Annotated in this window: 21 protein-coding genes; 14 read left to right on the top strand and 7 right to left on the bottom strand. The window is 69.3% G+C overall.

Annotated features, from left to right (window positions below; translation table 11 throughout):
• Positions 1-60: 60 nt before the first annotated feature.
• Both ACW14X_RS28490 and ACW14X_RS28485 read right to left on the bottom strand, forming a co-directional pair.
• Positions 61-891, bottom strand: a complete 831-nt coding sequence (locus ACW14X_RS28490; RefSeq protein WP_457164135.1) for a mycofactocin-coupled SDR family oxidoreductase — start codon at positions 889-891, stop codon at positions 61-63.
• A 410-nt stretch (positions 892-1301) separates the two neighbouring features.
• Positions 1302-2225: an SDR family NAD(P)-dependent oxidoreductase gene (locus tag ACW14X_RS28485; RefSeq protein ID WP_457164134.1), complete on the bottom strand. Its 924-nt coding sequence runs from the start codon at positions 2223-2225 to the stop codon at positions 1302-1304.
• 239 nt (positions 2226-2464) lie between these two features.
• On the opposite strand from ACW14X_RS28485, the gene ACW14X_RS28480 reads away from it, so the two are divergent.
• Together ACW14X_RS28480 and ACW14X_RS28475 are read left to right on the top strand one after the other, a co-directional pair.
• Positions 2465-2704, top strand: coding sequence for a hypothetical protein (locus ACW14X_RS28480; protein WP_457164133.1), 240 nt, complete (start codon positions 2465-2467; stop codon positions 2702-2704).
• Positions 2705-2806: 102 nt separating this feature from the next.
• Complete coding sequence (locus ACW14X_RS28475; RefSeq protein WP_457164132.1) at positions 2807-3424, top strand: TetR/AcrR family transcriptional regulator; 618 nt, start codon at positions 2807-2809, stop codon at positions 3422-3424.
• Here the strand turns inward: ACW14X_RS28475 and ACW14X_RS28470 are convergent.
• Positions 3396-4496 (bottom strand): NAD(P)H-dependent flavin oxidoreductase, encoded by a 1101-nt coding sequence (locus tag ACW14X_RS28470; protein WP_457164131.1) that lies wholly within the window; start codon positions 4494-4496, stop codon positions 3396-3398. The two genes, ACW14X_RS28475 and ACW14X_RS28470, sit on opposite strands and share 29 nt — an antisense overlap.
• Before the next feature lie 102 nt (positions 4497-4598).
• On the opposite strand from ACW14X_RS28470, the gene ACW14X_RS28465 reads away from it, so the two are divergent.
• From ACW14X_RS28465 to ACW14X_RS28455, 3 genes are read left to right on the top strand one after another with little or no spacing between them, the layout of a single operon-like run.
• Positions 4599-5762 (top strand): 2-hydroxyacyl-CoA dehydratase subunit D, encoded by a 1164-nt coding sequence (locus ACW14X_RS28465; RefSeq protein ID WP_457164130.1) that lies wholly within the window; start codon positions 4599-4601, stop codon positions 5760-5762.
• A gap of 13 nt (positions 5763-5775) precedes the next feature.
• Complete coding sequence (locus tag ACW14X_RS28460; RefSeq protein ID WP_457164129.1) at positions 5776-7125, top strand: 2-hydroxyacyl-CoA dehydratase subunit D; 1350 nt, start codon at positions 5776-5778, stop codon at positions 7123-7125.
• Positions 7122-8063 carry an acyl-CoA dehydratase activase gene (locus tag ACW14X_RS28455; protein ID WP_457164128.1) on the top strand — a complete coding sequence of 314 codons (942 nt, stop codon included), beginning with the start codon at positions 7122-7124 and terminating at the stop codon, positions 8061-8063. The genes ACW14X_RS28460 and ACW14X_RS28455 overlap by 4 nt, the downstream gene beginning before the upstream one ends.
• A gap of 80 nt (positions 8064-8143) precedes the next feature.
• On the opposite strand, the gene ACW14X_RS28450 is transcribed toward ACW14X_RS28455, so the two are convergent.
• Positions 8144-9766, bottom strand: coding sequence for an AMP-binding protein (locus ACW14X_RS28450; protein ID WP_457164127.1), 1623 nt, complete (start codon positions 9764-9766; stop codon positions 8144-8146).
• A gap of 136 nt (positions 9767-9902) precedes the next feature.
• Between ACW14X_RS28450 and ACW14X_RS28445 the strand changes: the two genes are divergently transcribed.
• Positions 9903-10691 (top strand): SDR family NAD(P)-dependent oxidoreductase, encoded by a 789-nt coding sequence (locus ACW14X_RS28445; protein WP_457164126.1) that lies wholly within the window; start codon positions 9903-9905, stop codon positions 10689-10691.
• A gap of 19 nt (positions 10692-10710) precedes the next feature.
• Here ACW14X_RS28445 and ACW14X_RS28440 read toward each other — a convergent pair whose 3' ends face one another.
• The 3 genes from ACW14X_RS28440 to ACW14X_RS28430 form a co-directional block, all read right to left on the bottom strand.
• Complete coding sequence (locus tag ACW14X_RS28440) at positions 10711-11568, bottom strand: PaaX family transcriptional regulator (RefSeq protein WP_457164125.1); 858 nt, start codon at positions 11566-11568, stop codon at positions 10711-10713.
• Between the two features lie 58 nt (positions 11569-11626).
• On the bottom strand, positions 11627-12757 hold the full coding sequence (locus ACW14X_RS28435; RefSeq protein WP_457164124.1) for an acyl-CoA dehydrogenase family protein: 1131 nt from the start codon (positions 12755-12757) through the stop codon (positions 11627-11629).
• 130 nt (positions 12758-12887) lie between these two features.
• Positions 12888-13955, bottom strand: coding sequence for a phosphotransferase family protein (locus ACW14X_RS28430; RefSeq protein ID WP_457164123.1), 1068 nt, complete (start codon positions 13953-13955; stop codon positions 12888-12890).
• 123 nt (positions 13956-14078) lie between these two features.
• Here ACW14X_RS28430 and ACW14X_RS28425 point away from each other — a divergent pair, with 123 nt between their 5' ends.
• The 8 genes from ACW14X_RS28425 to ACW14X_RS28390 all read left to right on the top strand — a co-directional run bounded on the left by ACW14X_RS28425 (position 14079) and on the right by ACW14X_RS28390 (position 23041).
• Positions 14079-14876, top strand: coding sequence for an SDR family NAD(P)-dependent oxidoreductase (locus ACW14X_RS28425; protein ID WP_457164122.1), 798 nt, complete (start codon positions 14079-14081; stop codon positions 14874-14876).
• A 139-nt stretch (positions 14877-15015) separates the two neighbouring features.
• A complete protein-coding gene (locus ACW14X_RS28420) occupies positions 15016-16200 on the top strand; it encodes a thiolase family protein (protein WP_457164121.1) in 1185 nt (394 codons plus the stop codon).
• A gap of 85 nt (positions 16201-16285) precedes the next feature.
• Entirely contained in the window at positions 16286-17383 is a 1098-nt protein-coding gene (locus tag ACW14X_RS28415) for a LuxR C-terminal-related transcriptional regulator (RefSeq protein WP_457164120.1), read from the top strand.
• A gap of 132 nt (positions 17384-17515) precedes the next feature.
• A complete protein-coding gene (locus ACW14X_RS28410; RefSeq protein WP_457164119.1) occupies positions 17516-18844 on the top strand; it encodes a cytochrome P450 in 1329 nt (442 codons plus the stop codon).
• Positions 18845-18849: 5 nt separating this feature from the next.
• Positions 18850-20073 (top strand): NAD(P)/FAD-dependent oxidoreductase, encoded by a 1224-nt coding sequence (locus ACW14X_RS28405; protein WP_457164118.1) that lies wholly within the window; start codon positions 18850-18852, stop codon positions 20071-20073.
• A 33-nt stretch (positions 20074-20106) separates the two neighbouring features.
• Positions 20107-20427 carry a 2Fe-2S iron-sulfur cluster-binding protein gene (locus ACW14X_RS28400; RefSeq protein WP_457164117.1) on the top strand — a complete coding sequence of 107 codons (321 nt, stop codon included), beginning with the start codon at positions 20107-20109 and terminating at the stop codon, positions 20425-20427.
• A 27-nt stretch (positions 20428-20454) separates the two neighbouring features.
• Entirely contained in the window at positions 20455-21558 is a 1104-nt protein-coding gene (locus ACW14X_RS28395) for an NAD(P)-dependent alcohol dehydrogenase (RefSeq protein WP_457164116.1), read from the top strand.
• Positions 21559-21583: 25 nt separating this feature from the next.
• On the top strand, positions 21584-23041 hold the full coding sequence (locus ACW14X_RS28390) for an aldehyde dehydrogenase (RefSeq protein WP_457164115.1): 1458 nt from the start codon (positions 21584-21586) through the stop codon (positions 23039-23041).
• The last annotated feature ends 27 nt before the right edge of the window (positions 23042-23068 follow it).

The raw sequence follows: 23068 nt of genomic DNA, 5'->3' as shown, positions 1-23068 counted from the left end.
TTTCACCCGGGCAGCCGCGCCAGCGGCCTCCCGGTCGGATAGAAGATCGAGGCGGCGTGCTTACTTGAGCAGGTGACCTGCATCGACGGGCAGCGTGACACCGGTGACGTAACGGCCCGAGTCGGATACGAGGTAGAGCACCGCTTCGCTGATGTCCCACGGTTCCACCACGCCCACGTCGAGCAGGTTGCCCATCAGGTCGCCCAAGCGCGGGTGCTTCGCGCCGTACTCCACCATGACGTCGTTGGTGACCATCGGCGTGTTCACGCCCGTGGGGTGGATCGAGTTCACCCGGACGTTGTGCGGAGCGAGGTCGGCGGCGGCACACCGCATGAGGCCCACCAGGCCGTGCTTGCTGACCGTGTACGCCGTGAGCGCGAGGTCGTTGTTGGCGGCGTACCTCAGGCCCTGGGTGGACGCCGTGATCACGATGGACCCGCCCTGCCCTGCGCCGACCAGGTGCGGGGTGACAGCTTCGAGGGTGTTCCAGGCTCCGGTGAGGTTGACATCGAGCGTCGACTGCCAGACGCGGCTCCGGGACTCGTGACCCTCGGGCTCGTCGAGGGCGATGCTCAGGATCCCCGCGTTGACCACGACTATGTCGAGGTGGCCCAACTGGGCGACGCCCGCGTCGACGGCCGCGGCCAGGGCCTGCCGGTCGCGAACGTCGACCACCTGGGTGACGACCCGCTGCCCGGTCTTCTCGACGAGGCGTGCGGTCTCGTCGAGGTCCTCGGACTCGGGCATGGGGTAGTTGACCGTGTCGACCGGGGCGCAGATGTCCAGGGCGATGACGTCGGCGCCCTCCCCGGCCAGGCGGACGGCGTGCTCACGTCCTTGGCCCCGAGCAGCCCCGGTGACCAGTGCGACTTTGCCTTCGACTCTCTTCATGCTGACGTCTCCGTTCGAGGGGTGGCTTCCTTAGCCCCTACGTTCAGCCGCGAGTGTGGCGTGTGTCACGAGTAGCCCCTACTCGGTTTGGACACCGCTGACCACAGTCCTGACGTCACGGTCTCGCACCCCCTTCCCGACATCGGCCGTCTCTGCGACAGTCGATCGGAGTGTCGCTCGGACCGCGCAGGAGCGGACGATGCCCGGAGTCTCGAAGAGGTGACGATTGTGAACAAGCAACTGACCTGCCCGTGTGGAGCTCATCTGGTCGGCAAGGATGACGACGAGCTCGTCGAGAGGACCCGGGTGCACTTGAGATCCGAGCATCCAGACCACGAGTACACCCGGGACCAGATCCTGTTCCTCGCGTACTGAAAGGCGCTCAGCCAGGCCCGGACCGCGGCCCAGCGTCAGGCGCCGAGGTCGGCGGCGTTGATCTCGGCGAACGCCTCCTTGACCGCCGGGTTCGAGGCGACCATCTCCGAGGCGAACTGGTCTCCCGTGATCCAGAACTGCTCGACTTCATCCGAGCCGGCGGCCAGCGCCGCGGCGTGCTCGGTCCAGCTCTCCGGGGCGGCGTCCGCGGTGAACACCCGCGGCAGACCACCGATCACGAGTCGTCCGGCGTGATTGCCGCCGATCTCGAAGAAGTCGCCGTGCACGACCGTGTCCTGGTGGGCCAGCCACGTGATGAAGCCGGAGACGTACTCGGGGCCCATCTTGTCGCGCAGGGTCGAGATGATCGTCGGATTGCTGTAGGCGTTCTCCGTCATCGGGGTCCATGCCGTCGGCATGATGGTGGTGACCTGTACGCCGACTCGGTCGCCCTCCAGCGCCAGTGTGTTGCCCAGCGCGAAGAGCGCGCCCTTGGCGGCGCCGTACGCAGCGGCACCCGGGTTGGCCAGCAGACCGGACGACGACACCAGGATGATGCGCCCACTGCCGGACTCGATCAGGTGCGGCCACGCCGCATACAGCACCTCGACGGTCCCCTTGAACGACACGTCAAAGACCTTCCAGAACTCGTCGAGCGGCTGCTCGCCGAAGAGTCCCACGCGCAGGATGCCCGCGTTGGCGACGACGATGTCCAGCCTCCCGAAGGCTTCGATGGCGGCGCTGACGATCTCGGCGCCGTCGGTAGAGACGTCGTGGGTGTCGGCGATCGCCGTCCCGCCGGCGTCGGTGATGGCCTTCACCACCGCTTCGGCATTCGCCTGGACCACGTCGTTGACGATCACGCGGGCACCGCGGGCGGCGAGCGTCTTCGCGTGGCTTTCACCCATCCCCTGACCAGCACCGGTGACGATCGCCACCCGGCCTTCGAACTCCAGCATGTCTGCTCACTCCTCTTCTGGCTCGCGCGCCGATCTGACGCACGATCGCTATTATGATACTCCGTTCCATAATTGTTGACCCGGCTCCAGCCACCGACCTGGTCAGCGGGCGTCGAACTCCCACGTGACGCCCTTGCTCGTCGAGGGGTCGGTGACGATGCCGTCGTTCGTGTGATCGACGGCGATGTCGTGACCGAGCAGGTGCTTCTCTGCCCGGCCTGGTCTGGTACGAGTCGTTCATGAACAAGAACCCGCAGGAAGGCTGGCCGGTGATCGGCGGCGCGGCACAGCCCGACGCACTGGTCGTGATGATGTTCGACTCCGAGGAGTCCAAGGCCAAGATCGCCGAGTCGGAGGCGTGGAAGGAAGCCGCCGCGGACGACATCGGCTTCTGCAGCCACTTCGAGATCTATGAGGTGGACCGGCGCACCTGGATCGCCGAGCCCGAGCTGCGCACCCCGTTCCACGCCCAGACCTGAACCTCCCGTTCGCCTCGGCGTACCGATCACGGTGCGCCGAGGCGACACCGCTATTCTGATACTCCGTTCCATATGCACTCTTCGGTTCTGAGGATCTTCGACATGTCCACGCCGCGCCGACCCCGCACCGCCGGCCGCCGGCCGGTCTCGACCCCGGCCACCGTCGAGGAGGTGGCGATGCGGCTGTGGCGGCGCGTCGGCTACGAGACCGTCTCGGTGGACCAGATCGCCGCCGAGATAGGAATTAGCCGTTCGACCGTGTTTCGCTACTTCCGCACGAAGGCGGCGATCGTGTGGGCTGGGTTCGACCGCGCCCTGGAGCAGCTGGATTCCTCGCTCACGGCGACCGCCACGGACGACACGATGGCCGCCATCCGATCGGCGGTGCGGGAGTCCGTGCATGCCGGCACGGACATGCGTGGAGTGTGGTGGGACCGGTTCGTACTCTTCGACAACGTCCCGGAGCTCCGAGCCGAGGCCGCTGAACGGTGGGGACGGTGGGTCACGATCGTGGCCACGTTCGTTGCTGAGCGGATGGGCGTCGAGCCAATCCACCCCTACCCGATGGCGATCGCCTCCGCTCATCAGGGCGTGTACATCGCGATCCTGCGCAGCTGGGAGGGGCGCCCTGGCAACCCCGAGCAGATGCTCGACCGGATGACCGAGGCCATGGTGGCGGTCGGCGACAGGCTCACCGGCCTGCTCGATCCAGGGGCTTGAGACAACTGACTGGCGGCGACATCGGCGCACCCTGGCCTATGGAGGCGGTCAGCCCGCGGAGCACGTCGGCGGCCTCCTGCGCCATCCGAGGCACGAACTCGGCCACGTCGATCAGGTCGTGGATGGCGGAGGCGACCTGCCCGGTCATCACCAGGCTGTCGGTGGTGTCACCGGTTGTCTGCGCGCGCTGCATCGACTCGATCTTCCAGCGCACCAGAGCCACCGGGTCCTCGGGCAGACCGGTGGCACCGTGCGCTAGGAGCTCCTCCGAGGCAGCATTGCGCAGCCCGCGACAGGGCCCGTAGACGCCGTCGAAGGCCACATCGTCACCCTCCTTGGCGTCGAGCAGCGCCCGGATGTACGCCGGGTGCCAGTCGCTGTTGTCGTGGCTGGTGATGAAGCGGGTCCCCATCGCGACCCCGTCGGCGCCCATAGCCAGCGCGGCTGCGAGACCGCGACCGTCGCGGGCGCCACCGGTCAGCAGCACCGGTACGTCGACTGCCTCGGTGATGCTCGGGACCAGGACGTAGGTGTGCACCTTCGCCGCCGGCGCATGGCCGCCCATCTCGAAGCCCGCAGCCAGCACGACGTCGACGCCGGCCTCGGCCGCCTTCACCGCCTGCCGCGTGGCGCCGACCTTGTGCTGGTGGATCATCCCGGCGTCCTTGATCATCGCGACGTAGTCACCGGGGAAGCCGGCTGAGGTGGTCATGACGGTCAACCGCCGGGCGATCTCGCTGTCCTGCTCTCGCAGCGCCAGCACCATCCGGATGTAGGTGTCAGTGAACGGCAGCACCTTGCCCGCCGCGTCCACGCCGACCGGGATGTTGACCGCGAACGGCCGGTCGGTCAGCGACGCGCACTCCTCGATGTGCTCTCTGAAGGTGCGCGCACCGCTCTCGATGTCCTCGGGCATACCGGGCATCGACACGGTCCCGAGCCCGCCGGCGTCGGACACCGCGGCGGCCAGCCGCGGCGTACGGAAGGGACCCAGGCCCTCCTGGACGATCGGGTGGCGTACGCCGACCAGGCGGGTCCAGCGGTTGGAGATCGGTGCTTCGTCGTGGGTCATCTCATCGCTCCTCGGGGGTTCACGAATGTCACATGACGTTCTACACTGATGGTGACTGAATATCTAGATTCGTCAAACTACAGACCACGGAACGAGGCACGGATGAGCACGGGAGCAGCAGCGCTCAAGACGTTGCGGGCGATCGCCCGCGACCCGAGGAGCCACATCGCGTCGTGGCGCGCCGCCCACGACGGCGGCAAGGTTCTCGGCGTCCTCCCGATGAACTTCCCGCGGGAGCTCGCCCACGCCGCCGGCGTCCTGGCCGTGATCGTCCCGGACGACCAGCAGCCGGTGACCGAGGGGCGCGCTTTCCTGCCGGAGTTCTACTGCGGCTACACGCGCAACCTCGCCGACCAGGCCGCCACCGGCCGTTTCGACCAGTACGACGGCCTGTTCGTCTCCGACCACTGCATCCAGCTGCTCGGCGCCACCGACATCGTCCGCGAGCTCCAGCCGAGCACGACGGTCTTCCTCGGCCAGCTGATCAGCTCGCTCAACGACACCCTGGCAGGCGCGAAGATCGCCGAGATGATGTCGCTCCTGCGCACGGAGGTGGAGACCTTCGCCGGCACCACCATCGAGGACGGCGCGCTGAAGGAGAGCATCCGAGCCTTCAACCGCGACCGCAACCTGATGCGCCAGGTCTTCGACGCACGCACTGCCGGCGACACTGCGTTCAGCCCGGTGGAGCTGCAGGACATCGTCGCGTCGGCGCAGGTGATGGATCCCATCGAGCACCACGGGCTGCTGTCGGCCGTGGTCGCGGACCGCGCACCGCAGCCGCGCGACGAACGGATCCGGGTCCACCTCTCGGGCCACCTGTGCCACGCACCGCGGCGCGAGCTGCTCGAGGTGATCGAGGAGGTCGGTGCGGTCGTCGTCGATGACGATCTGTGGACCGGGCGCCGCTACCTGCAGGCCGGCATGGACGAGACGGTGCCCCCGATGGAGGCCCTCGCCCGCTGGTATGCCGCCCGGAACGTCGCACTCCCCTGCCCGACCCGCGTGCAGCACGACGTCGACTGGGATGTCTGGCTGCTCGACGCGGCCCGGCGCAGCGACGCCGAGGCGATCGTCCACCTGATGCCGAAGTTCTGCGAGCCGCACATGCTCTTCTACCCCGAGCTCCGCCGCGCCCTCGATGCCGCCGGCATCCCGCAGCTGCTCATCGAGACCGAGCACGAGGGGATCCCGCTGGAGTCCTTCCGCACCCGCCTCGAGGCACTCGTCGAGCGCACCCACCGCAACCGTCCCGTCCATGCCTGACCGAGGAGCCCCCATGACCGTCACGATGCCCACCACCACGCCCACCGTCGACCGGACCAACCGGCTCGCCTCGACCCGTCGGGGCAACCAGATGGTCGCGGCGTACTGGGACGATCTGTTCACCGCGCGCGAGCGCGGCAAGCAGATCGTCTGGTACAACGGCGGCGCACTGAACCCGATCTTCCAGGCCGCCGGACTGGCCTGGTGCCATGGCGAGGCCTTCGCGGCGCGGCTCGCCGCCCAGCAGCTGGAGGGTCCGGCCCAGCTGGCCGGAGCCGAGTACGGCTACAACGCCGAGCTCTGCTCCTACTCACGCACCCACCTCGGCTGCGCGGTCCTGACGGTCCAGGGCGAAGAAGGCGTCAATACCGGCGTGGTCGGTGCGCACGACCAGGCCGAGCTGGCCTCCCGGCTGCCCGCACCTGACTACTTCGTCAACAACTACGCCGGCTGCAGCACCGGCCAGCAGTGGGACGAGATCTCCTACCGGGTCTTCGACAAGGAGGTGCCGATCTTCAACATCTCGCACCCGTTCCTGTGGGGCAACAAGCCCGACGCGGGCTACCTCAAGGGCGAGGAGTGGGAGTCGGCGTCGCGCTACGTGCGCGACCAGCTGGTCGACCTGATCGGCTGGCTCGAGGAGCGCTCGGGCAACAAGTTCGACTGGGACCTGCTGCGCGAGTCGATGACCCACATCAAGCGCGCCGCCGAGCTGCGCCGCGAGGGCCTCGAGCTGTGCAAGGCCAAGCCCGCGCCCGCGACGTTCTGGGACTGGATCTCGGCGATCGCCCCCATCAACTTCCTGCCCGGCACCCCGGAGCTCGTCGACTACTTCGGCTCGGTCCGCGACGAGATCCGGCACCGGCTCGACAACGGCATCACCGGCATCGAGAACGAGCGCTACCGGGTCTACTTCGACGGCATCATGAACTGGAACAAGCTCGGCTTCCTCTCGCGCAAGTTCGCCGAGCACGGCGTCGCGGTGATGGCGGGTCGCTACATCACCAACGCGTTCTGGCAGGAGCCGCAGCTCATCGACACCGAGGACCCGCTCCTCGGCATGGCCCAGCACTACCTGCTGTGCCCGACCAACCACGGGACGAAGACCCTCGACTACCTCACCCTGCGTGACTGCGAGGAGTACGACGTCGACGGCATCGTCTTCCACTCGACCCGCACCTGCCGGGCCTTCACCGGCCCGCAGCGCCTGCTCGCCCGGTCGGCGCAGAACAACCTCGGCATCCCGTCGATCTTCTTCGAGGGCGACGTCGCCGACGCCTCCTTCTACAAGGAGGAGATCCTGGAGAGCCGACTGGCCGCGATGCTCGAGTCCATCGACGTCAAGCGGGCCCAGACGTCATGAGCACGACCGGTCCCTGCTACCTCGGCGTCGACCTCGGCTCGACGACGGCGAAGGCCGTCGTCATCGACGCCGGGGGCACGATCGTCTCCTCGAGCACGATCTCGATGGGCGCGGTGTCCCGGGCGGGCATGCAGAGAGCCGTCGACGAGGCGCTGACCGGCGCGGGCATCGCCGCGGCCGACCTCGCCGGGACAGTGTCGACCGGCTACGGGCGGCGGCTGGTGCCCGGCGCGCAGCGTACGTTCACCGAGATCACCTGCCACGCCCGAGGCACCTCCGCGATGGTCCCGGGCTGCCGCCTGGTCATCGACATCGGCGGCCAGGACTCGAAGGCGATCACCGTCGACGACGACGGCCTGGTCCAGGAGTTCGCCATGAACGACCGCTGCGCCAGCGGCACCGGCCGCTTCTACGAGGTGCTCTCGCAGTCGATCGAGGTGCCGATCGAGGAGCTCGGCGCGCTCGCGCTGTCCGGGAGCAACGACCTCGAGATCTCGACGATGTGCGCCACCTTCGCCGAGACCGAGATCGTCTCTCTCCTCGCCCAAGACGCACCGATCGCCGACATCGCCTCCTCGGTGCACCGGGCGATCGCCGCACGCACCCTGGCCCTGGTGGCACAGGTAGGACGTCACGACCCGGTCGTGCTGACCGGCGGGGTCGCCCAGAACCCGGCCGCCGTCGAGTTCCTGGCGCGCGCGTTGAACACTGAGGTCCTCGTCCCCGAGCACCCCCAGATCACCGGTGCGTACGGCGCCGCGCTCCTCGCCCGCGACGCGGACAGGCGTGGGCGTACGGTCGTGGACGACGTCGCCGGTGCCGGGGACATGTTCCCCAGCCCGAGCGAGCCGCACTCGTGCGGCACCTGCGACGGCACGATCGGCGCCACCTCCCCCGCCACCGTCGACCTCGGTCTCCCGGTCCGCCTCGGCGGCTGACCCTCCGCACGACGTACCACCTGCTGCGCAGTAACGCCCGCCCCGATCGGGGGCGGGCGTTACTGCGTTCGGTGCGGCAGTCAGGAGGTGGTCTGCCGCACCTCGTCGAAGGCGAGGGAGCCGGCATCGATGCGGTCCCGCAGCACGAACTTCTGGATCTTCCCGGTCGGCGTCATCGGGAGCTCCTCGACGAAGGACCAGAAGGTCGGGGCCTTGTGCGGCGCGATCTGCTCACGGACGAACGACGTCAGCTCGGCGACGCTCGGTCTCTCGTGTCCCGCCCGCAGGCAGAGGACCGCGCCTACCTGCTCTCCCCAGCGCTCGTCGGGTACGCCGATGACCGCTGCCGTCTCGATCGCCGGGTGGTCGAGCAGGACGGCCTCGATCTCGGCCGGGTAGAGGTTCATGCCACCGCGCACGATCATGTCCTTGGCCCGCCCCGTGACCCGGAGGAACCCGCGCTCGTCCATCGACCCGATGTCACCCATGTGGAGCCAGCCGTCGGCGTCGATGGTCATGGCGGTCTCGCGCGGCATGTTGTAGAAGCCGAGCATGTTCTGGTAGCCGCGGACACAGATCTCACCGGCCTCGCCCACCGGGAGCGGCTCTCCCGTGCCCAGGTCGGCAATCTTCACCTCGAGCCGCGGGAGCGGCTGACCGACGGTGTCCGCCTGGTCCTCCGGCGCGTCGGTGATGCGGGTCTGGCTGATCACTCCGTGCGTCTCGGTCTGCCCGAAGAGGATCGAGAACCGGCACCCGAGCTGAGCCATGGTGCGCCGAACCAGGGCAGCGGGGACCGATGCCGCGCCGCTGAGGATGGTCTTGAACGAAGAGAGGTCACGGGTCGCGGCATCGGCATGGTCGAGCACCGCGATCAGCATCGTGGGCACCAGCAACGAGTGCGTACCTCCGTACGCCTCCACGGCCTCCAGCACCTGCGCGGGATCGAACCCGGGAAGCAGCACGAACGTCCCGCGCTTCGCCCAGGCGCCGAAGGACGTCACCGAGCCGCCACCGATGTGATACATCGGCATCGCGTTCACGTAGACGTCGCCGTCGCCGAAGTCCGCGCGCTCGGCCACGAAGGTCGCCTCGTTGACCAACCCCGAATGGTGGAGCATCGCGCCCTTGGGGAAGCCCGTCGTCCCCGAGGTGTACTGGACCTGGATCATGTCCTCGGGATCGATCTCGGGCAGCGTCGTGGCCGGGTCCGCGCTGTCGAGGAACGCGGCCCACTCGCCGAACGAGCGCACCTCGCGCAGGTCGGGCAGCTCGTCGCGGATGCTGTCGACCATCGACCGCATATCGAAGCCACGGTAGTCGTCGACGCAGAAGCAGGCCACCGCCCCGGACTGCCGCAGGACGAACGCCATCTCGCGCGTCCGGTACGCCGGGTTGAGCGCCACCAGGACCATGCCGGCCATCGCGACGCCGTGCTGCAGCACGATCCAGTCCGCGCTGTTGGGCGCCCAGACCGCGATCCTGTCACCGCGCTGGTAGTGCTGCAGAAGAGCACGGGCGGCACGCTCGGCGTCCACCACCAGCTCGGCGTAAGTCCAGGTCCGGCGCTGCGCCGGATCCGGGACGCAGTCGACCAGAGCCAGTCGCTCCGGCACCGTGGCTGCGGCATGCCGCAACACCTCGCACACGGTGACCGCGCGCACATCTCCGGCCTCTGCCGGCCAATAGGAGGTCTTGACCATCGTCCGCTCCGTGTCGCTCTGTCGTATCTTCGGCGGCCACATATTGTGACCCGTGTCACTCAAAAGGTAAGACCAAAACTCTCGACAGACAAGGGCACTCAGTGAACATACTTGTAAAAACCCACAGGAGGCTCCCATGACCGTCCCGCTCGTCCGCAGCTACGCCGACTCCGCCGTCCTCATCGCCGGCGGCACCTCCGGCGTCGGCCTCGCCACCGCCCTGGCCTTCGCCGACGCCGGCGTACGCAGGATCGCCCTGATCGGGCGCGACCCAGGACGCGGAGCGGCCGCCCGCCAGCAGGTCGCCGACCACTGCCCAGAGGCTCGGATCGAGTTCCTGGCATGCGATGCCGGCGACCTGGCCCAGGTCACCGACACCGTCGGCACCGCCCACGAGCGGCTCGGCGGCCTGGATGTGCTGGTCTCCTCAACCACGACGGCGTACCGACCCGAGCTCCTGCACCGCACCGATCCGGCCGACCTCGAGCGGATCCTCGTCGGCCAGGCGGTGCCGCCGATGCTGCTGACCCGGACCGTGCTCCCCTACCTCCAGGAGCAGGGTGGCGGCAGCGTCATCACCATCGCCTCCGACGCGGCCAAGGTCCCCACACCGGGCGAGGCCGCACTCGGCGCCGCCATGGCCGCCATCGTGGTCTTCAGCCGGGTCGCCGCCCTGGAGGCGAAGCGCAACGGCGTCCGGGTCAACATCCTCACGCCGTCCCTGATCGCAGGAACGACGACCGCCGCGAACGTCCTGAGCGACGGCTTCAGCAAGAAGCTGTTCGAGAAAGCGGCCAGCCAGGCACATCTGGGCGTCGCCGAGCCGGCCGACCTCGCGGCGATGGCCGTGTTCCTCGGCGGACCCGCCGCGGCCCGGATCACCGGACAGGCGATCAGCGTCAACGGAGGTGTCTCCATCGCCTGACCGCTGCACGACGGGCGGTTCAGGCGGACTCGTCCACGATCTGCCAGAAACGCGCATGAGCCCTCTGCGCCCACCCGCTGCGGCGCTCCCGCAGGAGGGCGGCGGCATCCCGCCCCACCCACTCCGGCAGCAGCGCTGACGGAAGCTGAGGGTCCCGGCGCATGAACCGCTGCTGGAGGTTGAGCAGGTCCAGGTACGTCAGCATGACAGCGTCCGCGTCCGCCGGCTCCGGCGCCGCGGACTCCTGGTCGATGAACCGGCGATACTGCTCCGCGAGGTGCGTCAGGTCCCAGGAACGATCCACCAGCTGTGCATCCGTCAGCCCGATCCCGGCCGTTGGTCCCGCGACCGCCACGGCCGTCTCCTCCAGGTCGAGATCGCTGATCAGCCGCCGCAGCTCCGGCACCCGCTCGTTGTGAGGAGTGACCCACAGACCGGGTGTCGGGTTCCCCAGCCCCAGCCAGTCCAGTCCGCCGTACAGGCGCTTCCGGGTGGTCCGCTGCTGCTGCGGAACACTGACGTACAGCAGCAGCCACCTGCCGTCCCAGGTGTCGTCCGCGGCCAGGTAGGCCGTCGAGCGTCGCACGCCCTCGGCGACCAGCTCACGACCGTGGCCGGCGAGCTGCCAGCGTACGGACCGACCGACGCGCTCGCGATCCAACCAGCCCGCGGTCGCAGACCGCGCCAGCACCTGGCGGCCGGCGTGGTCCTCGACGCCGAGCCCACCGAGCACGCGAAGCAGCGCCGTCGTCCAGGCGCCCTCGGGGCGGTCCGGCAGCATCTCGCCCGCCGTCGTGAGCAGCAGGGAGCGGGCGCTCGGCGGCGGCAGCAGGGGCTGTCCACCCCGCTGCCTCGGCAGTACCAGTCCTTCGGTCATGGACACATGCAACCAGTAACGAGCCACCGAACCGCGCAGGGGGGACGCCGCGTCCGGGTCAGTGGTCCTTGGCGTACGCCGCGAAGGCATGCTTGGCGACGAGCAGCTTCTGCAGCTCATTGGCGCCCTCCCAGATCTGCGTGACCTTGGCGTCGCGCATCATCCGCTCGATCGGGTAGTCGCGCATGTAGCCGTTGCCGCCGTGCAGCTGGAGGGAATTGGTGGTCACGGTCATCGCGGTGTCGGAACAGAAGAGCTTCGCCATGGACACGGCGGCCCGCGCCTCGCTGGTGTTCTCCGACGCCAGGTCGCAGGCACGGTGCAGCAGCGCGCGCCCGGCCTCGATCGCCGTCGCCATCTCGGCTACCATGCCGCGCACCATCTGGAACTGGGCCAGCTTCGTCCCGAACTGCTCGCGCTCGGAGGTGTACGACAACGCCTCCTCGAAGGCTCCCTGTGCGATGCCCAGGGCATGGGCCGCGATCAGCGGCCGGGTGTAGGTCAGGGTGTCCATCATGTAGCGGTAGCCCTGCGTCGGGTCCCCCACGACGTGCTCGCCGGGGACGAAGCAGTCATCGAGGTGGACGTCGGCAGTGGGAAAGCCATGCATCCCCATCTTCTCCTCGGGCTTGCCGAACCCGAGGCCGTCGGCTCCGGCCGGGACCATGAAGACGCCGAAGCCCTCCTCGCCGGTCCGGGCCAGCACGGCGTACCACGCCGAGTGCGGCGCGTTGGAGATGAAGCGCTTGCTCCCGTTCAGCCGCCAGCCCCCGTCGACCTTCGCAGCCCGCGTCTTGAGTCCGGGAAGGTCCGTCCCACCCGTCGGCTCGGTGAGGCAGAAGCTGGCCAGCTCCTCCCCGCGTGCCACCGCGGGGACGACCTCGGCGGCGAGCCGGGGATCGGCGTACGCCACCACCGGCGTCATCGCGGCCCACGGCGTCAGCAGCACGCTCGCAGAGCTCGCACAGACCCGGGCCACCTCCTCGACGACCATCACCTGGGTGCGCAGGTCCGCGCCCGAGCCGCCCAGCTCGACCGGGAACGCCAGCCCGGCCAGCCCGGTCTCACGGAACGCTGCCCGGGCCTGCTCCGGCAGGTGGCCCGAGCGATCGACCTCCGCCGCGTGCGGCGCGATCCGCTCGGCAGCGATCTTCCGGACGACGGCACGGAACTCGGCAAGGTCGCTCATGGCGCGTCCTCCCTACGGTTGGAATGCTCGTCGCTCCCGCAGGTGACGCGTCGGCGACGACAGAGTCAGCTCATATTAGACTGAAATCGGAACTAGATGGCCCCATCTGTATTATATGTGACTGGCGAGCTCACCAGTTCGCCTCATCCAGCGCCCCATGCCCGGCGTCCAAGACGTCGCTGAGATGCCGGGCAGCGACCTCGAGCTTGGGGTCCGGGACATCCCGCCGCCGTTCACGCTTGTAGATGACCGCGATCGTGGACGCGGTCTTGTAGTAGCAGACACCGAGGAACCACTCCAGGTCCGAGACGGCCGCGCGAACCTCGTACGCGGTGGCGCCGAGCTCACGCCGAGCGGCGGCGTACTCCTCGACCAGCTCCGCCCGGGAGGGCAGTCGCGACCCGGCTGCCAGGTCCGCCGGGGAGCGGTCCTCGTGGAAGACGTGCGCCGAGTCGGCGTGCATGAGCAGCCACGCTAGGTCGGAGCGCGGGTCTCCGACCGACCAGATCTCCCAGTCGATGACGGCCTCCAGGTCGGCACCGCTGAAGAGCATGTTGGCGAGGCGGTAGTCACCGTGCAGCAGTCGAGGGTAGATATCTCGCGGTGCGCATCCGGCCAGTCGGGCCCCGAGCTTCTCGTGCCCCACCGCGATGTCGGGGTCGACAGTCTCGAAGAGCCGCCGCCAGCGGCCCAGCTCGTCGGTGACCCGCGAGACGGGCTCGTCGCCCAGACCCAGGGACTCCGGCGTGCCGTGCTGCAACCGCGCCAAGGCACGCGCGGCACGTCGCATCCGTTCCGCGGCCACCTCCGGGACGGGAGGGTCCTCGGATACGTCGAGCCGCGGCTCGTAGGACTCCCCCGGCCGTAGCTCCATGGCGAACATCGGTGGTACGCCGGGCGGATCGCCCGCGTCCTCGAATAGCACTCCCGGCACCGGGAAGCCCGGCAGCCCGGCCAGCCGGCGCAGCGCCCTTGCCTGCCGCAGCACGTCCCTGTTGCGCACGGGCGCCAGGTCGGGCGGCGCGACCTTGACCACGATCGGCCGGTCCTCGCCGTCGGCGACCAGGTTCGAGGCAAAGGTGAGGCTGGAGACGCCTCCCTCGAGCCGCCGCAGGCCGCGTACGACCGCGCCGGGCGAAGTACGCCGGGCGGCAGCGGTCGCGCGATGGACGAGGTCATCCGGATCGAGTTCTCGCACCGTTCCACTCTGCGTGCGTGCCGGCGGCTCCGGCAATCACCACCGGAGAGCGCGATGGAGGTGCCCACACCGGGCCCGAAGGCAACCGTCGTGGCCGGCGGCCGATGCGGGTAGAACGGAAGGATGCTTCCCCGGACATCCCAGGCTATCGACGCACCGACCTGGCAGGAACGCTTCCGTCTCGACGGCAAGGTCGCCATCGTCACCGGCGCCTCCAGCGGCCTCGGCGTCACCATCGCCCAGGGACTCGCCGCGGCCGGCGCCGACATCGCGATCGGTGCGCGACGCGTCGAGATGCTCGACGAGACGCGCGCGCTGGTCGAGGGGTTGGGCCGGCGCTGCATCGCGGTCGAGACCGACGTGACCGACGTGGACCACTGCAACCGGCTGGTCGACACGTGCACGGACCGGCTCGGGGGCTGCGACGTACTGGTGAACAACGCCGGGATCGGCGGGGAATACCACGCCGCGACCGAGGATCCCCCGGAGCACTTCCGCCATGTCGTCGACGTCAATCTGATGGGCTCCTACTGGATGGCGCAGGCGGCGGGACGGGTGATGCCGGCGGGGAGCGCCGTGGTGAACGTGTCCAGCGTGATGGCCGTGACCACCGCGAAGATGCCGGCCGCCGGCTACAGCGCGTCGAAGGCCGGGGTGCTCGGGCTGACCAGGGACCTGGCAGCGCAGTGGGGGTCGCGCGGAATCCGGGTCAACGCCATCCTGCCCGGCGTCTTCCTCACCGAGGCGACCGCGAACTACAGCCCGAACTACCAGCGCAAGATCATCGACGCACGGGTCCCGGCAGGTCGCCTGGGCGATCCGGTCGAGATCGCCAGCACGGCGGTCTTCCTGGCGAGCCCGGCCTCCGCGTACGTCACCGGTGTCGGCATTCCGGTCGACGGTGGCGTGCTGTTGCTGTAGGTCTTCGCGGCGTCACTGTCGCCCTCACCAGTGACGACAGGTGAGGTCCATGGCAGGCCGTCGCAACTGTGGCTAGGTTGCCTTCGACGAACCCATCAGATCCCCACGCGCACGTCGAACCACCCGAGGGAGCTTTTCCATGCCAGAGCCCGAGAAGATCGTCGTCCTGGACGGCGCCCGCACGCCCATCGGCAGCTTCGGCGGCGCTTTCAAGAGCGTCCCCGGCTACGAGCTCGGGGCAGCCGCGGCCAAGGAGGCGCTGAGCCGAGCAGGTGTCGTCCCCGAGGACATCGACGAGGTGGTCATGGGATGCATCGGCCAGGTCGGGCCGGACGCCTACAACGCCCGCCGCGTGGCGGTCACGGCCGGCCTGCCCAAGAGCGTGCCCGCGTACACCGTCAATCGCCTGTGCGGCTCGGGCCTGCAGGCGATCTGGTCCGCGGCGATGCAGATGCGCTGGGGCGGGGTCGACTTCGCGCTGGCGGGCGGCGACGAGTCGATGACCCGCATGCCCTTCTACGACTTCGGCGCTCGGGACGGCTACCGCCTCGGCGACCGGTCGCTGGTCGACGGCACCGTGATGATGCTGACCGATCCGTTCCACGGCATTCACATGGGCATCACCGCCGAGAACGTGGCGAAGAAGTACGGCGTCTCGCGCGAGGCGCAGGACGAGTTCGCGCTGGTCTCCCAGCATCGCGCCGCGTCCGAGGCCGCCAAGGCGGCGTTCGCCGAGGAGATCGTCCCCGTCGAGGTGCCCGGCAGGAAGGCTCACACGGTCTCGCTCGACGAGCACCCCAAGCCCGACACCACCGCCGAGATCCTCGCGGGTCTGCGCCCGGCGTTCGCCAAGGACGGCACGGTGACGGCCGGCAACGCCTCGGGGATCAACGACGGCGGGGCCGCTGTCGTTCTCGCGCGCGAGTCGGTGGCCAAGGAACGTGGGCTGACCGGCCTGGTCACACTGGAGGCGGTGGCGACGGCGGCCAACGAGCCCGAGCTGATGGGCTACGCACCGACGTACGCGCTCGACAAGCTCTTCGCCCAGACCGGTCTCTCCCCGCGAGACATCGACATCATCGAGCTCAACGAGGCCTTCGCCTCCCAGGCCGTCGCGGTGATGCGCGATGCCAAGCTCGACCCGGAGAAGACCAACCCGTACGGCGGCGCCATCGCGCTCGGTCACCCGGTCGGCGCCACCGGTGCCAACCTCACCGTCCGAGTCGCCAAGCACCTGCAGCGCACGGGCGGCGAGTGGGGCATCGTCACGATGTGCATCGGTGGAGGCCAGGCCCTGGCGGGCCTCTTCCGTCACGCCGGGTGACTCACCCGAGGCACGCAGTTGACTTTCGGTCGTACCATTTGCCCATAATGTGATGCGTGACACATCGAGGTGATCGGAGAGAGCCATGAGCCAGCGCTCGGCGACGTTCGCCGAACAGGTCGAGAACGCTGCTCGCGTGCTCGCGGCGGCTGCCGACGCCTTCGGTCTCGCCTGCGGTCTGCGCCCGGGCGACTGGGCCGACGCCGAGAGCCTTCAGGAGGCGCTCGCCGCGGCAGAGTCAGATCTGCGGAGCTGGCTGCTCGAGCATCCGCACGACCTGGGCCGGGCAACCCTCCTCGTGAACGAGATCCAGCAGGCACGACTGGCCGCGCACAGCCACGAGCTCGAGCGTCGACGCGCGGCGGTCACCACGGTGGGTCAGGTGCTCCACCAGCTGCGCAGCGCGTCGACGGTGGCGGAGCTGGCCACCCGCGTACCGCACGAGGGTGCGAAGCTCGGCTTCAACCGGGTGCTCTTCTCCTGGCTCGAGAACCGGTGCTGGGTGCCGGTGTCGTTCCACACCGAGACCGGGCCCGACGAGGCTCGCGCGGTGATGGCGGCCGGAACGGACCAGTTTCAGCCGGTCGGACCGCTGCTCGAGGGCGAGATGCTCCGGGCCCGGCGCCCGATGCTGGTGCGCAACGCCCTCGACCATCCACGCGTCCACCCCGGCATCCAGGCGATCATGCATTCACATGCGTACGTCGCGGCGCCGGTCGTCACCTCCTCCGGCGTGGTCGGCTTCCTCAACGCCGACCAGAACTCCGAGACCGGCACCGTCGACGACTACGACCGCGACGTGGTCGCGATGTTCTGCGAAGGGGTCGGGCTCGCCCTGGAACGGGTCACGATGCTCGAGGAGATGGCGCAGGTCCGCTCGCGGCTCAGCCAGCAGGCCGATGCTCTGCGCGGGCTGATGTCCGAGCTGGACGGCGACCACGCGGTGGCGGCTCCACCCACCCGCGGCCCGACCCGGAGCCGCACCCGGTTCCGGGACCTGACCCGGCGGGAGGAGGAGGTGCTCGAGCTGGTCGCGAGCGGTCTGTCGAACGCCGACATCGCCGACCGTCTCTACATCTCCGAGGGCACAGCCAAGACCCATGTGAAGAACGTGCTGCACAAGCTCGGCGTGGAGAACCGCATCCAGGCCGGAGCGCTCTACCGGCAGGAGCGGCAGATCTAGCCGGACTCGGCGGACCGGCCCGTCGCGAGGGGTGAGAAACCTCCCCCTCACGGGAGATCCGCAGACGGTCCACGGCTCGAAGAATGACTCTCACGTGATCGACATCACAATCGCCATCGCCGAGGAGAGTCAATGACCACCACCGCACCTGCAGCAGCTTCCACCGTTCCGGACGACATCGCCCGACGGGTCGTCCTGCCCGAGGGCCATCGCGAGGACGAGCCCCTATTCGAGGCCTACCGGTGGCTGCGCGAGAACGCGCCGCTCGCCCAGGTCGCGGTCGAGGGTTACGACCCCGTCTGGCTGGTCACCAAGCACGCCGACATCATGGAGATCGAGCGGCAGCCCGAGGTCTTCACCAGCGGCGGCGCGGACGAGCCCGGGTCACACAACCCGATCCTGCAGAACCAGGCCGGCGATGAGTTCACCAAGTCTCTGACCGGTGGCAGCCTCCGGATCCTGGAGACGCTGACGTACCTCGACCCGCCCGAGCACACGATGGTGAAGGACATCGCCGCCGAATGGTTCCGGCCGGCCTCGTTGAAGAAGTGGGAGGACCGTATCCGCGGCCTCGCGGTCGAAGCGATCGACCGGCTCCTGAAGCCCGGCGCCAACGACCTCGACGTCGTCTCGGACTTCTCCGTCCATTACCCGCTCCACGTCATCATGACGCTCTTCGGCGTGCCCGCCTCGGACGAGCCGCGCATGATGGCGCTCACCCAGGAGTTCTTCGGCACCGCCGACCCCGACGCCCAGCGGGCCGACGTCGAGCCGTTGACGCCTGAAGCCGCAGCCAAGCAGTGGTCGGCCGCCATCCAGGACTTCTACGCCTACTTTGACGCCCTCGTCGAGGCGCGTCGCACCGAACCCCGCGACGACCTCGCCACGATCGTCGCCTCCGCGCGCAACCCGGAGACGGGCGAATACTTCCCGAAGGAGGTCGCCTACGGTTGGTTCATCGCCATCGCGACCGCCGGCCACGACACCACGTCGAGCACCTTGGCAGGCATCCTCGAGGTCCTCGCGCAGCGACCGGACCAGCTCGAGCTGGTGCAGCGGCAACCGGAGCTGATCCCGGATCTCGTCAACGAAGGGCTCCGGTGGGTCTCCCCTGTCAAGCAGTTCACCCGACGCGCCCAGCAGGACTACGTGCTGCACGATCAGCAGATCCGTCAGGGCGACCGGATGATGCTGCTCTACCAGTCGGCCAACCGCGACGTCGACATCTTCGACGCCCCGGACGAGTTCGACCTGCGGCGTCGCCCGAACCGGCAGATCGCCTTCGGCTACGGCCCGCACATGTGCATCGGGCAGCACCTGGCCAAGCAGGAGCTGCGCATCATGCTCGAGGAGCTGCTCCCCCGCATCGAGAGCCTGTCGGTCACCGGCCCACGCAAGGTCGTCCAGACCAACTTCGTCGGTGGACTGCGGCACCTGCCGATGCAGTTGGTGCTGAGGTGACCAACATGCCTGTCGGCCGCATCGTGATCGTCGGAGCCGGCCATGCGGGCGGCACCTTCGCCGGGATGCTGCGCCAGGCCGGGTACGGCGGTGAAGTCGTGCTCTTCGGAGCAGAGCCGCATCCGCCGTACCAGCGACCACCGCTGTCGAAACAGTTCCTCGGTGACGCCGGTGCACAGTGGCTTCGCGACCCGGACTTCTACGCCGAGCAGGACGTTCGGCTGGTGACCGGGACAAGCATCGTCGATGTCGATCCCACGCTGCGCGTCGTCCGCTCGGCCGACGGGACCGTGACTGCGTACGACTGGCTGGTGCTGGCGACGGGAGCGGCCCCACGCACCCTGCCGGTGCCGGGCGCAGCCCTCGACGGTGTGCTCAGCCTGCGCACGCTCGACGACGCCCGCCAGTTGCGGACCGCAATCACCCCCGGCGCCGACCTGGCCATCGTCGGTGGCGGCTACGTCGGCCTCGAGGTCGCCGCTGTGGCCCGCGGGGCAGGAATGGCGGTGACAATCATCGAGAAGGAGGACCGGCTACTGGCCCGCGTGGCAAGTCCAGAGCTCTCCGCGATCCTGGCCGGCCACCACGAGCGCCGTGGAACCACGGTGCTGACCGGGGCCCAGGTGGCTGCCTTCGACGGCGAGAACAACCGTCTCACCGGCCTCTACCTCGGCGACGGGTCTCACCTGGCGGCCACCGTCGCCGTCGTCGGCGTCGGCGCCGTGCCCCGCGACGAGCTGGCCGAGCACGCAGGGCTCCTCCGGGCACCGAGCGGTGGCGTCCTCGTCGACGAGAGCGGTCGAACCAGCAACCCGGCCATCCTGGCCATCGGCGACGTCAGCGTACGGCCTCATCCGCTGCTGGAGGCACCCCGCCGGTTCGAGAGCATCCCCAGCGCCACCGAGCAGGCCCGCCAGGCGGTCTCCACGGTGCTCGGGACACCGGCCCCCGAGAGCGAGATGCCGTGGTTCTGGTCTGACCAGTTCGACCTCAAGCTCAAGATCGCCGGCGTCCTCGAAGCCCCCTACGAGACGGTGACACGCGGTGACCCTGACGGCGGCAGCTTCGCCCTGTTCCACCACCGAGACGGCCGGCTCGTCGCGGTCGAGGCGGCCAACGCCAATGCGGACTTCATGGCCGCCAGGCGGCTGTTGGCGCGCCGGCAGCCGATCGACCCGGTCCGCCTCGGCGACTCGGACGTGCCGCTCCGCGAGCTCATCCCCGCCTGACCCACCAACACCATCAGCACCGAGGAGGAAACGATGCCCACCATCACCTACCTGCTGTCCGACGGCTCCGAGCGCACCGTCGACGTGCCCGCTGGGCAGTCCGTCATGGACGGCTCGGTCCGTAACAACCTGCCCGGCATCGTCGCCGAGTGCGGCGGCAGCTGCTCGTGCGCCACGTGCCACGTGCACCTGGAGCCCGAGTTCGCCGACCGGTTCGACGAGCCACTGCCCGAGGAACGAGACCTCGTCGAGTTCCTCGAAGGAGCCACCGATCGCTCGCGGCTCGCATGTCAGCTGATCGTCACCGACCAGTGCAGCGGCGTACGCGTCCTCGTGGCGACCGACAACGGCTGAGCCGTCCCACTCAGAAAGAAGAATCCGATGGAAATCACTGCAGCAGTCCTCGAGGGTCTCGGCGAGGACTTCACCCTGGCTCCTCTGACCCTCTCCGACCCCGCGCCCGACGAGGTCGTCGTGGAGATCGCCGGCGTCGGCCTGTGCCACACCGACCTGGCGGTCCAGCACGGCCACCTGCCCTTCCCCTTCCCCGGCGTCGTCGGGCACGAGGGCAGCGGCACCGTTGTCGCGATCGGCTCCGACGTGACCAAGGTGAAGGTCGGTGACCGCGTCGCCGCCAGCTTCAACAGCTGCGGCGCGTGCACCCAGTGCCGTACCGGGTCGCCGTCCTACTGTGCGGAGTTCATGCCGCGCAACTTCAGCGGCGCCCGCCCGGACGGCACCACCACGCTCCGTCGTGGCGACCAGCCCGTGGGCGGCTACTTCTTCGGGCAGTCGACCTTCGCGACCCATGCGATCGCTCGGGAGCGCAACGTCGTCGTGGTCGCCGACGGTGTCGACCTCCGTTTGGCGGGGCCGCTCGGGTGCGGCGTCCAGACCGGTGCGGGGGCCGTGATGAACTCCCTCGCGGCGCCTGCCGGGTCCTCGATCCTGATCACCGGTGGGGGCTCCGTCGGCCTGTCCGCAGTGCTCGGCGCCGTCGTACGGGAGGTCGGCACGATCATCGTCGCCGAGCCGATGGCCTCCCGACGCGAGCTCGCTCTCGAGCTCGGCGCCACCCACGCCCTGGACCCCGCGGTGGGCCCGCTCGAGGAGCAGGTTCGCGCGATCGTCCCGGAGGGCGTCGACAACGCGCTCGACACGACGGCCAACCTGGGGGTGCTCGACGGGATCATCGCGTCGCTCGCCCAGCGAGGAACCCTCGGCATGGTCGGCGTCCCCGCGGATCCGACGAGTGCGCTGTCGGCGGGCCTCATCGAGATGCAGGCTCGCGGGCTGACGTTCACGGGCATCGTCGAGGGCGACAGCGACCCCGACGTTTTCATCCCGCAGCTCATCGCGCTGCACCTGGCCGGGCGGTTCCCCTTCGACAAGCTCATCACGACCCGCCCGTTCACCAAGATCAACGACGCCGTCGCCGCCCAGGCGAGCGGGGAGGCCGTCAAGGTCGTCCTCGTCCACGAATGACGTCGCCCCACACCCGAGGAGAGAGATGACCACCATCGACTACGAGAAGCTGTACGTCGGCGGCGACTGGACCGCGCCCGCGACCGCACAGCGCATCGACGTGCACTCACCCGTCACGGAGGAGCTGATCGGCTCCGTGCCCGAGGCGACCGCTGCCGATGTCGACGCCGCCGTCGACGCTGCCCGTCGCGCCTTCGACGACCCGGCCGGCTGGGCGACCTGGACCCCCGCTCGCCGCGGTGAGGTCCTGGAACGGTTCGCGGTCGCTCTCGAGGCCAGGGGCGCAGAGACCGCGCGTCGGGTCACGATCCAGAACGGCATGCCCATCTGGCTCGCCCACAACTTCGAGGCCGGCTTTCCCGCGGTGCTCCTGCGCTACTACGCCGGGCTCGTCGAAGCCGGCCAGGAGGAGCGTCGCCAGGGCATGCTCGGGAAGCAGTCCCTGGTGCTGCGCGAGCCGATCGGCGTCGTGGCGGCGATCGTCCCGTGGAACGTGCCTCAGGCGATCACGTTCCTCAAGCTCGCGCCCGCACTGGCGGCCGGCTGCACCGTGGTGCTCAAGCCCGCCCCCGAGACCGTGCTGGACGCCTTCCTCATGGCCGAGGCAGCTGCCGAGGCCGGCCTTCCCGCAGGGGTGCTCAACGTGGTGCCCGCCGGGCGCGAGGTCGGGGCCTATCTGGTCGAGCACCCCGGGGTGGACAAGGTCTCCTTCACCGGATCCTCGGCCGCCGGACGCGCGATCGCGCAGACCTGCGGTCGGCTGCTCCGGCCGGTCACGCTCGAGCTCGGCGGCAAGTCGGCCGCGGTGATCCTCGACGACGCCGACCTGGCCGCCCAGGCCGAGTCCTTCTTCGCCTCGACCCTGCTCAACAACGGACAGATCTGCTGGCTCGGCACCCGCGTGCTGGCACCCCGTTCGAGGTACGACCAGGTCGTCGACGCCATCGCCTCGTTGGCCGGCTCGCTGAAGATCGGTGACCCTCTGGAGGAGACGACCCAGATCGGGCCGCTTGTCTCCCGGCGCCAGCGTGACCGGGTGGAGTCCTACATCGAGAAGGGCAAGGGCGAGGGCGCCCGGCTCGTCGCCGGCGGCGGACGACCCGCCGATCGCGACAACGGCTGGTTCGTGGAGCCGACCGTCTTCGCCGACGTCGACAGGAAGGCGACGATCGCGCAAGAGGAGATCTTCGGCCCGGTGCTCGCGGTGATCCCCTACGCGGACGAGGACGAGGCCGCGGCGATCGCGAACGACAGCGACTACGGGCTCGGTGGATCGGTGTGGACGAGCGATCCCGAACGCGGCGCCGACTTCGCCCGCAAGGTCCGTAGCGGCACCGTCGGCGTCAACGGCTACGTCAACGACCCGTTCTCGCCGTTCGGCGGGATCAAGGCCAGCGGCATGGGCCGTGAGCTGGGCCCGGAGGGCCTGGTCGCGTTCCAGACGATCAAGACGATCTATCTGGACGAGCCCAACGCGTCGTAGGTCCGACGCACCGCGCGTGGCGGGATC

The sequence above is a fragment of the Nocardioides sp. YJ-D4 genome (assembly GCF_054031495.1).
Note: the sequence above shows the minus strand (reverse complement) of the source record. Positions and strands in the feature narration are given on the sequence as shown.